Annotated in this window: 12 protein-coding genes and 1 riboswitch; of the genes, 10 read left to right on the top strand and 2 right to left on the bottom strand. The window is 50.9% G+C overall.

The features are described 5' to 3' along the window. The first annotated feature begins 441 nt into the window (after window positions 1–441). The 4 genes from CPT76_RS02680 to CPT76_RS02665 all read left to right on the top strand — a co-directional run bounded on the left by CPT76_RS02680 (window position 442) and on the right by CPT76_RS02665 (window position 5760). Window positions 442–1908, top strand: a complete 1467-nt coding sequence (locus tag CPT76_RS02680; RefSeq protein ID WP_105441844.1) for an MFS transporter — start codon at window positions 442–444, stop codon at window positions 1906–1908. A 61-nt stretch (window positions 1909–1969) separates the two neighbouring features. Beyond that, complete coding sequence (locus CPT76_RS02675; RefSeq protein ID WP_219845375.1) at window positions 1970–3325, top strand: glycoside hydrolase family 43 protein; 1356 nt, start codon at window positions 1970–1972, stop codon at window positions 3323–3325. Window positions 3326–3356: 31 nt separating this feature from the next. Further along, window positions 3357–4523, top strand: coding sequence for an ROK family transcriptional regulator (locus tag CPT76_RS02670; protein WP_105441843.1), 1167 nt, complete (start codon window positions 3357–3359; stop codon window positions 4521–4523). 211 nt (window positions 4524–4734) lie between these two features. Then, window positions 4735–5760 (top strand): HRDC domain-containing protein, encoded by a 1026-nt coding sequence (locus CPT76_RS02665; protein ID WP_483870031.1) that lies wholly within the window; start codon window positions 4735–4737, stop codon window positions 5758–5760. A gap of 125 nt (window positions 5761–5885) precedes the next feature. On the opposite strand, the gene corA is transcribed toward CPT76_RS02665, so the two are convergent. Both corA and CPT76_RS02655 read right to left on the bottom strand, forming a co-directional pair. After that, complete coding sequence (gene corA / locus CPT76_RS02660) at window positions 5886–6821, bottom strand: magnesium/cobalt transporter CorA (protein WP_105441841.1); 936 nt, start codon at window positions 6819–6821, stop codon at window positions 5886–5888. Beyond that, complete coding sequence (locus CPT76_RS02655) at window positions 6775–7014, bottom strand: hypothetical protein (protein ID WP_105441840.1); 240 nt, start codon at window positions 7012–7014, stop codon at window positions 6775–6777. The genes corA and CPT76_RS02655 overlap by 47 nt, the downstream gene beginning before the upstream one ends. A 232-nt stretch (window positions 7015–7246) precedes the next feature. Then, a riboswitch (SAM riboswitch) is annotated at window positions 7247–7373 on the top strand. Between the two features lie 122 nt (window positions 7374–7495). Here CPT76_RS02655 and metA point away from each other — a divergent pair. From metA to thrS, 6 genes are all read left to right on the top strand, one after another. Next, on the top strand, window positions 7496–8431 hold the full coding sequence (gene metA / locus CPT76_RS02650) for a homoserine O-acetyltransferase MetA (RefSeq protein ID WP_105441839.1): 936 nt from the start codon (window positions 7496–7498) through the stop codon (window positions 8429–8431). Between the two features lie 24 nt (window positions 8432–8455). Next, the gene (locus CPT76_RS02645) at window positions 8456–9640 is read left to right on the top strand and encodes a PLP-dependent transferase (RefSeq protein WP_076170649.1); all 1185 of its coding nucleotides are present in this window, start codon (window positions 8456–8458) and stop codon (window positions 9638–9640) included. Further along, window positions 9637–10818: an aminotransferase class I/II-fold pyridoxal phosphate-dependent enzyme gene (locus tag CPT76_RS02640; RefSeq protein WP_105441838.1), complete on the top strand. Its 1182-nt coding sequence runs from the start codon at window positions 9637–9639 to the stop codon at window positions 10816–10818. The genes CPT76_RS02645 and CPT76_RS02640 overlap by 4 nt, the downstream gene beginning before the upstream one ends. Before the next feature lie 187 nt (window positions 10819–11005). Beyond that, window positions 11006–12139: a cyclic dehypoxanthinyl futalosine synthase gene (gene mqnC / locus CPT76_RS02635; protein ID WP_089545734.1), complete on the top strand. Its 1134-nt coding sequence runs from the start codon at window positions 11006–11008 to the stop codon at window positions 12137–12139. A 384-nt stretch (window positions 12140–12523) separates the two neighbouring features. Further along, window positions 12524–13423 carry a putative sporulation protein YtxC gene (locus CPT76_RS02630; protein ID WP_105441837.1) on the top strand — a complete coding sequence of 300 codons (900 nt, stop codon included), beginning with the start codon at window positions 12524–12526 and terminating at the stop codon, window positions 13421–13423. A gap of 409 nt (window positions 13424–13832) precedes the next feature. Then, the coding region (gene thrS, locus CPT76_RS02625; protein WP_105441836.1) for a threonine--tRNA ligase at window positions 13833–15036 on the top strand (1204 nt) is incomplete at its 3' end.

The raw sequence follows: 15036 nt of genomic DNA, 5'->3' as shown, positions 1-15036 counted from the left end.
TATGCCTTCGCGCCGTATTCAATCGCAGCCGTTTGCCAAAAATTGGTCCGAGGGTTTTTTTTACCTAGTGGAAGAATAACAGAAATTACAAGTTTGAGACCCGTAATTGTAAATAATTACGGTTTTTTTATGTTTCCTGAACGGATACAGATGGGTGAAACTGGACGCGTAATGTCTAAATCATGAAGTTGATAATTGATAATTATTATGTTAAATTTATATTGGTTAGTTTGATGGACGAACTAATATAGGTTTTCAAAAGTAAACCCAGGGGGAAAAATAATGAGTCGGATGATTTGTGAAAATGTAAGGGCTTTTATTTGGTTTCGTATAATTTTTCCCCTAAGAATTGAGAAGATTAACTTGAGTTTAGAAGTTTAGTGAAGTGAAAAGCAGATCTAATGTGTTGGTAAAATTTACATCTTAGAAGGAGTTTTCATCATGAGTGATAACACAAATGAAGTTCAGCAAAATGAGTATCACAAGCTTAGTCTTGCTGAACGTCTTGGCTATGGTTTTGGAGACTTTGCTCAAAACCTTGTCTTTGGTACAGTTGGAGGCTTCCTTGCCCTCTATATGACGACGGTCAATGCTGTCGGTACAGCAACAGCAGGTTTTATCTTCGCCATAGTCCGGATCATCAATGTTATCTGGGATCCAATGGTCGGTACCTTTGTCGATAAACGCACATCAAAAGCAGGCAAATATCGTCCTTGGCTACTTCGTGCAGGCATTCCGCTCGTTATTTTGGCTGCGCTGCTGTTTGCGCCGATTCCTGGGATTCGCGACTCTGTGCCCTATGCCTTCATCACTTATCTCTTGCTTGACCTGGTTTATTCCGTCGTCAATATTCCTTACGGTTCGTTGAACGCTTCATTGACCCGCGATCCTAAATCTGTTGACCAAATCACAACGACGCGTATGATGCTTGCAAACGGTGCCAATCTTCTTGTCTATACATTGTTCCCGATGTTTGTTCAAATGGCTGCACCTAAGGACCGCGAACTCAAAGACACCGGTTTGTTTGGGCTAAAACTTCATATGGGAACTTATACGGACCCTTCTGCAGGTCATGCTTGGTTTGGTGTTTATGCCGTTTATATGGTTATTGGGGCCATTGCGCTGTTCCTTTGCTACAAGCTGACGAAAGAACGCGTTGTCGCCAATGCTGAACAATCGGCACATGTTAAAGTCTCCGATTTCTTTGTTGAATTTAAGAATAATAAGCCATTGGTTATCTTGGGAATATTCTTCATGTTGGCATTTACATTTATGTTCTTCATGAATACGGTTAACGGATACTTTAACCAATACACAGTCGATCACTCGGAGTGGATGGGTGCTGTGGGGCTGATTGCCTCCATACCTGGTATCGCTTTTGCAGCATTCTGGCCAAAACTTAAGAAAATATTCGGTAAAAAGGGCTTCTTCTATTTCTTCCTCGGTATGTTTGTGGTCGGCGAAATACTGACTTGGGTCTGGAGTCTTGATGGTATGCACGATCAACTTTGGTTGGCTTATGTTTCGACTTTCATCAAACAGTGGGGTTTGACTTCGGCGACTGGTTTCATGTGGGCCCTTGTTCCTGAAGTGGTGTCATATGGCGAATTGAAGTCGGGTAAACGTAATGCGGCTATTATCAACGCGATTATGGGGCTGTTCTTCAAGATTGGCTTCACGATTGGCGGTGCTGTTCCACTGTGGTTCCTTGCTGCTTATGGATTTGACGAACATGCGCATCACCAAACCGCTCTTGCCATTTCAGGAATTAATATAACTGCTATTTGGATACCTGCTGCTCTTGCTGTTGTTTCTATGATTGTGATGAAGCTCTATCCACTGTCTGATAAGGACGTTGACAGCATCAACAAACAACTTGACGAAAAACGCGCTGAAACGAAAGCGTAAAAGGTGATTTTGAACACGATTTCACGAAATGATAAATTGAATAGATCAGGGGGATACTTGTATGCAAATCGAAAATCCGGTATTAAAGGGGTTCAATCCGGACCCGTCCATCGTAAGGGTTGACGATACGTACTATATTGCAAGTTCGACGTTTGAATGGTTTCCGGGCGTGCAGATTCATGAATCGAAGGATTTGGTGAATTGGAGGCTGATTACCCACCCGCTCTCCACGAGAACGCTGTTGGATATGAAGGGGAACAAGGATTCGGCGGGCATTTGGGCACCGGATCTGTCCTATGCTGACGGAAAGTTTTGGCTTGTTTATACCGACGTGAAAGTGACGGAGGGCGCCTTCAAGGACATGACTAATTACTTGACGACCGCCGAAAGCATTGAAGGTCCTTGGAGCGACCCGATTAAGCTGAACGGTGTAGGGTTTGACGCCTCGCTATTCCATGACGACAACGGAAAAAAATACCTGGTCCAAATGGAATGGGATCATCGAGAGTATCGCCATCCGTTTAACGGCATAAAGCTGACGGAATACTCGGTTGAGCAGCAAAGACTGCTTCCGGAGACGGCAAAAATCATTTATAAAGGGACCGACGTTAAGCTGGTGGAAGGCCCTCATATTTATAAATTATTTGGGTATTATTATTTGTTTTGCGCGGAAGGCGGTACGGTTTATACCCACCAAGAGGTGGTTGCCCGTTCGACAGAACTGTTCGGCTCCTACGAAACGCAGCCTGGCGACGTATTCCTGACGGCGTTTGATTCCCCTGACGGGGAGCTGCAAAAATGCGGGCACGGCTCATTGGTGGACACGCCGTCGGGCGAATGGTATTTCGCGCATTTGACGGGACGCCCATGGCACCGCGAGACGGAATCGATCCGCGATCCGCGCGGCTGGTGCACGCTGGGAAGAGAAACGGCGATTCAAAAAGTGGAGTGGAACGAGGAAAAATGGCCGTATATCGTAGGAGGCAAGCAGGGAAGCCGGTTTGTCGAAGCTCCTAAAGGCTGCACGGAAACGAAGTATGCGCCGACCTATCCGGAAACGGATCATTTTGATTCCGCGGCATTAAATATCAATTTTAGTACGCTGCGCGTTCCGTTTGATGAGCAGATGGGTTCTCTGACGGAAAAGCCGGGGAACCTGCGCTTGTTCGGCAAAGGTTCCTTAACGAATGAACACGAGCAGTCGCTTGTCGCAAGACGCTGGCAGTCCTTTTATTTCGACGCTCAGACGGCAGTTGCGTATTCGCCTTACACCTTCCAGCAGATGGCCGGACTCGTGAACTATTACAATACGGGACATTGGTCGATGATCCATGTGACATGGAACGAAATCAATGGACGAGTTATTGAAGTGACGCAAAATGACCGTGGCGTTCTAATTAATATGCTATACTTCTAAGTACGATAATATTTGAAAGGGATTACAACAAATGATTATGAAAACTGATCAGGATGTTATGAGAGAAAATAACAAAAAGTTGGTATTAAAAGCTCTATTTAATACTGATCAGACGTCTAGAAGTTCAATAGCCGAACAAATCAATCTTCAAAAATCCACGGTTTCTTCTATTGTACGTGAGCTTCAAGACCAAGGTTTGATTGAAGAGCTAGGCACAGGAGAAGCATCCAACATTGGCGGGCGTCGGCCCAATTTAATACGCTTAAATCGTAAGTTTGGGTTTGTATTGGCGTTTGATATGGGCGTAAATTATTTAAAATATTCCGTCAATTATATTAATGGCGAGCTTATTCATCATGTGTCCTTAAAATTATATACGAACAAAGTAAAAGAGATTTTTGCATTGATGAAAAATGTGATTTTGAATTTGGAAAAGTATGATACGATCAACGGATTGGTCGGAATCTCCATTTCGCTTCACGCACCGGTATTGGACAATCAGATCCTGTATAGTCCTTTCCTGGACTTTCAATCCTTAAATTTAGTCGATGCGTTGAAGGAACTGATCGACGTTCCCGTTATCATCGAGAATGAGGCCAATCTCACGGCGATTTATATCCGGGATTTTTACCGTCATAGCGAGGATATTCAATTCGATAACATTCTGGCCTTAAACATTCATAACGGAATAGGCGTAGGAACGATTATCGAGAGACGCCTGTATAAAGGCTTAAACGGATTGTCCGGCGAAATAGGACGATCCATTATCATGTCGGAAAATAAAAAAATTTGGCGTTTAGAAGAGATCTATTCCGAAAAAGCGGTTCTTGACCGGATCGGCAAATTGAAAAACAGACCAGGATTTACGTTAGAGGATTTTATTCTTTTAATGGAGATAAAGGATGAACAAATTGCGGCTATCATGGAGGAATGGGTCATAGCCATTGCACAAATCACTTATAATTTAATCCAATACAGCGCTCCGGATGCTGTGTTTCTTTCCTCGCGATTTATCGCCTTTTTCCCATGTCTACTAGACGAGATTATTAAAGAATATTCTTCTCTTGATCCGCTTGGCTCCACGCAAATTATTTCGCTTGACCACCATATTCATGAATTAACGCTCTTTGGCGGAGTTGCCTTGGTTTCCAGAAAAATTCTCGGATTGGAATCGTATGATTTATTTTTTACCAAGTAATCCGGGCATTTACGATGAACCGGAATGAAATGTTTTTGGCATAAGTCTCATCTGTAATCATTCCATTTGAATCCAATTTGGCGAAAAACCCATTGACCATTTTACATAATATGGTATGATAAACTATAACAGCACATCTGCACGAATGGGGAAGCACCTCTCTTAATTTAAGAGAGGTGCTTTTTTGCGTTGTGCTGATTACCCTACGTGGATGGAGGAATTGGTGAACATGCAAATCGTTTTTATGAACCGGCTTGTGAAGGATGCGGGAAGCGAGGGAGAAAAGCTCGCGCAGGTATGGATCGGCGAAGAGGAGGGAACCTGGCATCTCGGATGGAGGGATCTGGAGATGACTGGGGAAGCCATGGATACCGCTTGGTATGAAGGCGGATCCTGGAATGAGATGCTGTACATTTACAGACACGGCCTGGCGGTCAAGCTCGGCGAAGGATTCCGCCCGTTGATCGACGGCACGTTCCATGAGGAAGAGGAGCTGAAGGGCCGCAGCCATGCTGTACAGAAGCTGTACTGCTACAGCGAACTGCACAACAACGAGGAGCTGTACGTCGAACTCACCGCTTGGCGGAGAAGGAAGGCGGCCAGCGAACGCAAGGCTCCTTATTTTATCGCCAGCAACCGGGTGCTCCGTCTGATCAGCGCCTTTGTGCCGCATACCATCGAAGAGCTGCTGCAGCTTCCGGGCGTCGGGGAGAGCAAGGCGTCGGAGTACGGAGCCGATCTGATCGAGATTGCGGGAACGGTGCAGCGCAGCCACGAATTTCCGCTCGATTGGGTGAATGACGCCCTGGACGACCAGTCATATCTATCGTGGACCTACAAGCAGAAGGAGCATAAGTACAAGCAGGACCTGGATAAATACCGTACCCGGCGCACCATGCTGAAGGGAATTTATGAGGGGATGAACCTGCAGCAGCTGGAACAGGAATGCGGTCTGACGCGCAGAGATTTGGTGGAGGCGCTGGAGCAGCTGGAGAAGGAAGGGTATGATACCGAGCGGCTGATCCAAAGCGAGCTGGAGGAGGTGCCGAACGAGGAGCAGGANCGGGTGTGGGCCGCGTTGGAGGAGCTGGGCGATGCGCTCTTGAAGCCGGTGCTGCTGCAAGTATACGGAGAGGATGCCGCCGCCGGAAGCGGTATGGAGGAGCGTTATGAGCGGATCCGTCTGATCCGCATCCGGTTCCGCCGGCAGCCCGGCAGCCGCAGAAGCGTGGGGTGAACGGGGGGCTTCCCCGCCGGAGTTAGGGATGGTGACCATGCAAAAAGGACGAAGGCTCTAACCGCATGCGGCCGTCTCCTTCGTCCTGTTTTCCAATGCATGATGATGGGGTGATGCGCTGACTTTCAAATCCAGTCTTTTTTCTTGAAAATGACAACCATGCCGAGACCAAGGACAAGCATGATGCCGAGGATCATGAAATAACCGTATTTCCAATGAATTTCCGGAATGTTATCGAAGTTCATGCCATAGATTCCTGTAATGATCGTCAATGGCATGAAGATCACGGTCATGGCCGTAAACACTCTCATGATTTCATTCGCGCGGTTGGCGATACTTGACTGGTAGGCCTCGCGCAAGTTGCTCATCAGATCGCGGTACGTATCGAATGTTTCGGAAATTTTGACCGCATTTTCGTAAATGTCGCTGAAATATTTTTGCAGCTGATCGTCAATCAGCCGGAGGTCTTTTTTATTTAACGTATTGATGACATCCTTTTGCGGACCCAGCACTTTTTTCAGCCACAGAATCTCGCTTCGCAGACCGATAATTTCGTTCAAATGGGACTTTTTCGTGTGCATGAGAATGTCTTCTTCGAGCTTCTCGATTTTGGCTTCGATCCGGTCGCCGACCACAAAGTAGTTGTCAACCACGAGGTCGATCAACAGGTACAGAAAACGGTCCGGTCCGCTGACTTCCTGTTCCCACAGGATCGGCTTCAGCGACCGCAGCTCGTTGATTTTCTGTTTCGTCACCGTAATGATGAAGTGTCTTCCGAGGAAAACGTTCAGTGCGCGCAGAAAAATCTCCTCGTCGTCAAACCGGATGCTGTTGACCACGATAAAATAGTGGTTTTCGTAAATTTCGATCTTCGGGCGCTGCTCCTCGTCGCTGAGACAGTCTTCAACCGCCAGATCATGCAGCGAAAACAGCGGCTGCAGCTCTGCGAGGTCGTCGACGTCGGCGTCGATCCAGTAAAAGCCGGCCAAAGGTGGGGTTAGTACAGTTTGCAGGTCATCGATTGGAGTAAATACTCCTTCGTTTACCAACCGGATTTTCATATGACTTCACTCCTTGCTCAAGATGTTTGAGCATAGAAAAGAAATCAGCGCTGCCGGTCAGCGGGATTTGGGGGGAGTACTGAATAAACGTACGGGCATGAAAACGAAAACTTCCCTCTGCCGGCAAGCTGATCTCAGGTCTATGCAGTTGTGTTTTCCATGCATTCAGCTTCGGGCTCGGGTCGCCTTCCATCTTTCATGTCACCTCAGTCATATCGGGGTATGAAACACTTGTCTAGTATAACGCCGGGTTTTATTCCTTTCAAGAACAAAATGGCGGCCGGCAGGTCCCGATAACAGGGTATGGAAGCGACCTTCGATCGGTGCACGAAATGCTGCCGAAAATGACAAATCCGCGTCTTGACGAAGGATGGGCTTATGATTTAAAGTAAGGAACAAGACAATGAAAAATTGAATACAGCGAAATCTTATCAAGAGCAGGTGGAGGGACTAGCCCGATGAAACCCGGCAACCGGCGGTATTTACGCACGGTGCTAATTCTTGCAGGAGCATGGCAGCGGCCTTTAGGCGTTGTCTCCTGACAGATGAGAGAGGCGCGGTAATGAGCGTGTAATGACCTTTCTCTTTTGTGTGGGAAAGGTCATTTTTGTATACTCGGCTTCTTCTCAAGCTACGATTTTCGCGGTCTTCAGAAAAAAGGAGAGATGATAACGATGCCGATCAAGATTCCCGACACTTTACCGGCGAAAGAAGTTCTTACCCGGGAAAATATTTTCGTCATGGACGATACCAAAGCGTATCACCAGGACATCCGTCCGCTGCGCATCGCGATTCTCAATCTGATGCCGACCAAGGAAACGACAGAAACCCAGCTTCTCCGCCTGCTTGGGAACTCGCCGCTGCAGGTCGACATTGTGCTGCTTCATCCCGGCTCCCATATTTCCAAGAACACGCCTTCGGAGCACCTGAAGTCGTTCTACAAAACGTTCGAGGAAGTGAAGCACCGCCGTTTTGACGGTATGATCATCACCGGCGCGCCGGTCGAAAAAATGGATTTTGAAGACGTGAACTATTGGGATGAGCTCCGCGAGATTATGGACTGGACCAAAACGAACGTCACTTCGACGATGCATATCTGTTGGGCCTCCCAGGCCGGATTGTTCCACCACTACGGCATTCCGAAGTGGGACCTGAAGGAGAAATGCTTCGGCGTATTCCCGCACCGGGTGATGAAGAACAACGTGAAGCTTCTCCGCGGCTTCGACGATGTATTCTATGTACCGCACTCCCGCCACACCGAGGTGCGGCGCGAGGATATCGAGCATGTGGAGGAGCTGGAGATTCTCTCGGAGTCAGAGGAAGCCGGCATTCATATGGTAGCAAGCAAGGACGGCAAGCAGATCTTTGTGGCAGGCCACTCCGAATACGATCCGGACTCGCTGAAATGGGAGTATGAGCGCGATATCGCGAAAGGCATGGACATGAAAATTCCAGTTAACTACTACCCGAACGACGATCCGAATCAGGCTCCGCTCGCCATCTGGCGCTCGCATGCCAACTTATTATTCGCAAATTGGCTGAATTACTATGTATATCAGGAGACTCCTTATGATATCGGGGAGAGTCTTGAAGTCTGGCCGCAAATTTAGTCGACCCTACAGGAGGATACGCACATGGAAAAGGAACCATGGAAAATTGAAAGCAGATTGGCCCAAATCGGCTCCGTCGAAGAACCTGTGACCGGAGCGGTAAACTTCCCGATTTATCAGGCAACCGCCTTCCGCCATCCGAAGCTTGGGCAAAGCACCGGTTTTGATTACGCCCGGACCGCCAGCCCGACCCGCAAAGTGCTCGAAGCCGCGGCAGCGAAGCTGGAATCCGGAGATGCCGGCTTTGCCTGCAGCTCAGGCATGGCTGCGCTGCAAACCATCTTCACCCTGTTCAGCCAGGGCGATCACCTGATCGTTTCGCTGGACCTGTACGGTGGTACATACCGCCTGCTGGAAAGAATCCTTTCCAAATACGGGGTTACCGCGACGTATGTCGACACCAACAATCTGGACGAGCTGGAACAGTCCAGACGCCCGAATACGAAAGCGGTGTTTATCGAGACGCCGACGAATCCGCTCATGATGATTACGGACATCGAGGCCGTCTCCAATTGGGCCCACCGCCACGGCTTGCTGTCCATCGTGGACAATACGCTCCTCACGCCGTTCTTCCAGCGTCCGATCGAGCTCGGCGCGGATATCGTCGTGCACAGCGCGACCAAATACCTGGGCGGACATAACGATGTCCTTGCAGGCTTGATCGTGACCAAAGGCAAAGAGCTGTCCGAGGAAATAGCGTTTCTGCACAATTCCATCGGGGCGGTGCTCGGGCCGACGGATTCCTATCAGCTCATGAAAGGAATGAAGACGCTGGCCCTGCGGATGGAGCGCCATGAAAGCAACGCCACAGCGATGGCCAAGTACCTTCAGACACATCCGGCGGTTGCCGAAGTATTCTATCCGGCGCTTCCGGACCATCCGGGACATGACATCCAAAGCCGGCAGTCCCGGGGGAATACGGGGATCTTCTCCTTTAAAGTGAAGGACGCCCGTTACGTAGAGCCCGTGCTTCGCCACATCCAGCTGATCGCCTTTGCGGAAAGCCTTGGCGGCGTAGAGTCGCTGATGACCTATCCGGCCGTGCAGACGCATGCCGATATACCGGAAGAAATCCGCAAAGCCGTCGGCGTCGACGACCGCCTGCTCCGTTTCTCTGTAGGCATCGAGCATATCGATGATCTGATTGCGGATCTGGGCGGCGCATTGGATGCCGCAATCAAGGAAGTGGAAGGGAGCAGCCAAGGATGAGTGATTTGGGCAAAGGACATCAGGACAAAGGCAAGCAGGAGCGGAAATTCGCGACCAAGCTGCTCCATTTCGGCTCGGAAATCGATGGTGCGACGGGAGCCTCCAGCGTGCCAATCTATCAGGCGTCTACGTTCCACCATGCAGATATCTTCAATCCGCCGGTGCATGATTACAGCCGTTCAGGCAATCCGACGCGCCAGGCGCTGGAAGACTATATCGCCCTGCTTGAAGGCGGAGTGCGCGGGTTCGCCTATTCGTCGGGCATGGCGGCCATTTCGAGCACGTTTATGCTTCTGTCGGCCGGCGACCACATGATCGTGACCGAGGACGTATACGGCGGAACCTACCGCCTGCTTACAAGCATTTTGAACCGGCACGGCATTGAGAGCACTTTCGTCGACATGACCGACCTGGATCAGGTGAAGGCTGCGCTGAAACCGAACACCAAGGCCGTATATATGGAAACCCCGTCGAATCCGACGCTGAAAATTACCGATATCGAAGCTGTCACCAAGTGGGCCAAGGAGCATGATCTGCTCACCATGGTCGATAACACGTTTATGACGCCGTATTACCAGCGTCCCATCGAGGTGGGTGTGGATATCGTGCTGCACAGCGCCACGAAGTTCCTTGGCGGACACAGCGATGTGCTGGCCGGTCTGGCCGTCGCCCGTACCGAGGAAATCGGCCGCCAGCTGAAGCAGCTGCAGAACGGCCTGGGAACGGTGCTGGGCGTACAGGAGAGCTGGCTGCTGATGCGGGGCATGAAAACATTGCAGGCACGCATGAAGCACAGCGAAGAGAGCGCCGCCGTACTGGCCGCTTGGCTCAAAGGGCGCCAGGATATTACACAGGTCTTTTACCCGGGGCTCATTGATCATCCCGGCAGAGAAATTCACGAGAAGCAGTCCACCGGTTACGGGGCCGTCGTCTCGTTTGACGTGGGCTCCGGCGAGCGGGCCAAGCAGGTGCTGAACCGCGCGCAGATCCCGCTCGTGGCCGTCAGCCTGGGCGCGGTGGAGAGCATTCTGTCCTATCCGGCGATGATGTCCCATGCGGCAATGCCGGCAGAGGTTCGGCTGGAGCGCGGCATTACTGACGGACTGCTCCGCTTCTCGGTCGGCCTCGAGGACGTCGACGATCTGATCGCCGATCTGGATCAGGCGCTTCAAGGTTAAATCATCAAACAGGCACCGCTTCCGGCGGTGCCTTTCCTCCGTCCAGCCCGCGACGTCCGCGTCAGCCCACGTTCGGCCAACGGATTCTATGAATTTCGTTTGCCCTGTGCGCCAATTGTGTTAAGATGGTATTGGTCATGTTTTAATTTATGTTACAAAATTCACATATGATAGGAGGCTGCCAAATATGAGTGCGGTTGACCGTATCCTGGATAAAGCACTGCGGGGCGAACGCCTGAATTTGGAAGACAGCGTGACATTGTTCGAAAGCAATGAAGTGGAGAAAATGGGTCATGCTGCCGATATCATGATGAAGAGGGTTCATCCCGATCCAATTACGACTTTCGTCATCGGACGGAACGTCAATTATACAAACGTGTGCGATACATACTGCACATTTTGCGCATTTTACCGTGTCCCTGGGCACAAAGAAGGGTATACCTTGCCGGACGAAGTGATTTTCCAAAAAATCAAGGAAACCGAAGACGTCGGCGGCACGGAAATTTTGATGCAGGGCGGAACGAACCCATACCTGCCGTTCGATTACTACACGAACCTGCTGAAGGGCATCAAGCAGCGGTTCCCGAACATCACGATGCACTCCTTCTCGCCGGCGGAAATCCGCAAAATGGTGGAAGTGTCGGGGCTGTCTCTGGAACAAGTCATGCGCGAGCTGAAAGCAGCAGGACTGGATTCCCTGCCGGGCGGCGGCGCCGAAATCCTCGACGACCGGATCCGCTCCAAGATCAGCCGGCATAAAGGAACCTGGCGCGACTGGATGGACGTCATGCAGATGGCGCACAAAATCGGCATGAACACGACGGCCACGATGGTCATCGGCTTCGGTGAATCGATGGAAGAGCGCGCCCTGCACATGCTGCGCATCCGCGACGCGCAGGACGAATGCATCGCAAACGGCTACGACTCCAAAGGCTTCCTCGCCTTTATTCCGTTCACGTTCCAGCCGGACAATACGGGCTTGAAGCGGGAGCGCGAAACGCCGGAAGCATATTTGAAGACGGTGGCGATCGGCCGCCTGGTGCTGGACAACGTGCCGAATTTGCAGTCCTCCTGGGTCACGATGGGACCGGAAGTCGGCAAATTGTCGCTCAGCTACGGCTGCAACGACTTCGGCAGCACCATGATGGAAGAGAACGTCGTGTCCTCCGCCGGTGCGGTGCACAAGGTTAACATCACTTCCATCCTGCAGCTGATCCGCGAAGCAGGTAAAATCCCGGCGCAGCGGAACACGAGATACGAAACGCTTCGCGTCTTTGAAGAAGGTTCCCAGGTGGAACGCGACTTCGTCATGCAGAACTAGAACGGATCTCATATATTTCTTGATACGACCGGCCGCCTTGCTTATGCGAGGCGGTTTTTTGTTGTTGTACAAAAGACCAAGGGTACGTACCCCTGCCGGGCAATGCACTGCTCGTAAAGGTCAAGGCTGCGGGCCGGCTGGCTTGACAACCCATCGATTTCAGATATGAATAGGGGCCTCTTCCTTTGTTGTTCAAAGGGGGAGGCCCTTTATTATTTCCCGGCAAAAGGCACCTTTTTTATTCAGCGGAAACGCCCGTTTACCAAGCATTTCATGTCGATTTTAACTGAGAAATGTTAGCCTGTTTTCCATCGATCCCTCCCGTATATCCCCCCGGCTAAAACCATATACTTTGTAAGAAGGAATTTGAAAGGAGTGTTCTCCATGGAACTGTTCAGCATAGCAGCCCGAACCTTTAGTCCGCGGGAAGCGGAGGAATATAAGCGCATGGTTTCGGAAGCGAACCAGGTTTTACATAACAAGTACAAATCACTCGCAATCAGCTGTACGGTCCATGAGGATATGATGCTGTGGAGCTGCCGGGAGGACGATCCGCGATTCTTTAAGGAGCATCATCTGCAGCAGGTGTACGCCGCTGCCGCCAAGACGGTGGCCCATTACATTTTGCAGGAAAAAGAGCAGCGGCTGATCGAGAAGATTCTGGCTGATGATTTTGATTTTCCTGATCCGGAGGAAAAAGAGCAAATTTTGAAGCACTGCCGGATGAGCCTGGAAAAAAGCTCCGAAGGGGGCTCATGGTCCCGCCGTTACGATATGCTCGTTCGCGGCATCAAGCAGTGCCTGAGCGAACGGCCGCTGCTCCATGTCGACGGATTTCTGACCTTTCGTTCCGCTGCTTACATTAAAGAGCTGAAGGAAGTCGTGGAGTACGCGGTGGATGAGTTTTTGATGGACCGGCAGTATGAGGAGTTTGTCAGCATTCTGAAATACTTCGTCTATTTCCAGCAGCCGCAGGTGCCGATCGCCCATGTCATTCATAAGGGAGGTCAGGATTTGCTCGTGCTGGACGGCGATTTAAGGCCGCTCGAGTACCGTCATGACGAAGGCGTCGTGGTGGAGCGGCTGGACCAGCAGGACCTGCAAATGGAGGATACGGTCGTCACGACGCTGATTTCCGTGTCCCCTGCCAAAATCGTCATTCATACGCGGGAACCGCATATGACCGTCGTTCGCACGCTGATGCAGATTTTCGATGAGCGGGTGGAAATTTGCCGTTACTGCCCGGATTGCCACGCCTATTTCCGCGAAACAGGGAAGATATAGCTTGACTCGCCGCTGGACAGGGATTTATAATTACACATAATTCGATAAAAGCGTCGACAGAGACATGGACCTGAAGATACGGACGGTCAGAGAGAGGGAACTTGGCTGAAATTTCCTCACGAATTCCGGCTTCGGTCTACCCCTCTACAGCTGCGGTTTGGAACCTGTTTACCCGGATTCTTGATCAGTCGGGGAAGCTCAGTATAAGCCGCCGGGTCATTCCGTTATCTGATGCTGAAGGACAGCCATCTCGTATTCACCGGGAACAGGGAATATGGAGGTCTGTCGAAGTTGGGTGGAACCACGGGTACAAACACTCGTCCCTTGTATAGGGATGGGTGTTTTTTGCGTTGCCTGTACGATTTTGAAAAGGGCGGCTGTCCGCCGAAATGCCAAGGAGGAATACAACGTGTCAGTAAGCATTAAACTGCCAGACGGCTCGGTTCGCGAATATGCGGACGGAAGCACCATTGAAGACGTCGCCGCTTCGATCAGCAGCGGCCTGAAGAAAAATGCGGCCGCAGGGAAATTGAACGGCATCGTGGTCGATTTGTCCACCCCGCTCGTGGAAGGAGCCGCGGTGGAAATCGTTACGCTCGATTCGCCGGAAGGCCTCGAAGTGATGCGCCACAGTACGGCGCACTTGACGGCCCAAGCCGTGAAGCGCCTGTTCGGGGCCAAAGAGGTCAAGCTCGGCGTCGGACCTGTCATCGAGGACGGATACTACTACGACATGGATCTGGAGCATCCGCTGAATCCGGAAGATCTGCAGAAGATCGAAAAGGAAATGGAGCGTATCGTAGGCGAAAACCTGCCGATCGTCCGCAAGGAAGTCAGCCGCAAGGAGGCGTTGGACATTTTCGGCGAGCTCGGGGATCCCTACAAGCTTGAACTGATCAACGCGCTGCCTGAGGACAGTGTCATCACCATCTATGAGCAGGGCGAATTTTTCGACCTGTGCCGCGGACCGCATTTGCCTTCCACCGGCAAAATCAAGGTGTTCAAGCTGATGAGCGTGGCCGGTGCCTATTGGCGCGGTGACAGCAAGAACAAGATGCTGCAGCGGGTCTACGGAACCGCTTTTGTCAAGAAAGCGCAGCTGGATGAGCATCTTCACTTCCTCGAGGAAGCCAAGAAGCGCGACCACCGTAAGCTCGGTAAAGAGCTCGAAATCTTCACGTTCTCCCAGCTGGTGGGACAAGGCCTGCCGATGTGGCTGCCGAAAGGCGCCAAGCTGCGCCGCACCCTCGAGCGCTACATCGTGGATCTTGAGGAAAGCCTGGGGTACCAGCATGTCTACACGCCGGTTCTCGGTAACGTAGAACTGTACAAAACCTCCGGCCACTGGGAGCATTACCAAGAGGACATGTTCCCTAAGATGGAGCTCGACAACGAAGAGCTGGTGCTCCGTCCGATGAACTGTCCGCACCATATGATGGTGTACAAGAGCGAAATGCACAGCTACCGGGATCTGCCGATCCGGATCGCCGAGCTTGGCATGCAGCATCGTTATGAGATGTCCGGGGCACTGACAGGATTGCACCGCGTACGCGCGATGACGCTGAACGATTCCCACATTTTCNGCCGTCCAGATCAGATCAAGGAAGAATTCC

The organism is Paenibacillus sp. AR247 (genome assembly GCF_002968895.1).
GTDB classification, from domain to species: domain Bacteria; phylum Bacillota; class Bacilli; order Paenibacillales; family Paenibacillaceae; genus Paenibacillus_AQ; species Paenibacillus_AQ favisporus.
This window is presented reverse-complemented; position numbering and strand designations above follow the sequence as displayed.

Coding starts and splice junctions, on each gene's coding strand:
- CPT76_RS02680 (WP_105441844.1), top strand. CDS start 442: ATGAGTGATAACACAAATGAAGTTCAGCAAAATGAGTATCACAAGCTT.
- CPT76_RS02675 (WP_219845375.1), top strand. CDS start 1,970: ATGCAAATCGAAAATCCGGTATTAAAGGGGTTCAATCCGGACCCGTCC.
- CPT76_RS02670 (WP_105441843.1), top strand. CDS start 3,357: ATGATTATGAAAACTGATCAGGATGTTATGAGAGAAAATAACAAAAAG.
- corA (WP_105441841.1), bottom strand. CDS start 6,821: ATGAAAATCCGGTTGGTAAACGAAGGAGTATTTACTCCAATCGATGAC.
- CPT76_RS02655 (WP_105441840.1), bottom strand. CDS start 7,014: ATGGAAGGCGACCCGAGCCCGAAGCTGAATGCATGGAAAACACAACTG.
- metA (WP_105441839.1), top strand. CDS start 7,496: ATGCCGATCAAGATTCCCGACACTTTACCGGCGAAAGAAGTTCTTACC.
- CPT76_RS02645 (WP_076170649.1), top strand. CDS start 8,456: ATGGAAAAGGAACCATGGAAAATTGAAAGCAGATTGGCCCAAATCGGC.
- CPT76_RS02640 (WP_105441838.1), top strand. CDS start 9,637: ATGAGTGATTTGGGCAAAGGACATCAGGACAAAGGCAAGCAGGAGCGG.
- mqnC (WP_089545734.1), top strand. CDS start 11,006: ATGAGTGCGGTTGACCGTATCCTGGATAAAGCACTGCGGGGCGAACGC.
- CPT76_RS02630 (WP_105441837.1), top strand. CDS start 12,524: ATGGAACTGTTCAGCATAGCAGCCCGAACCTTTAGTCCGCGGGAAGCG.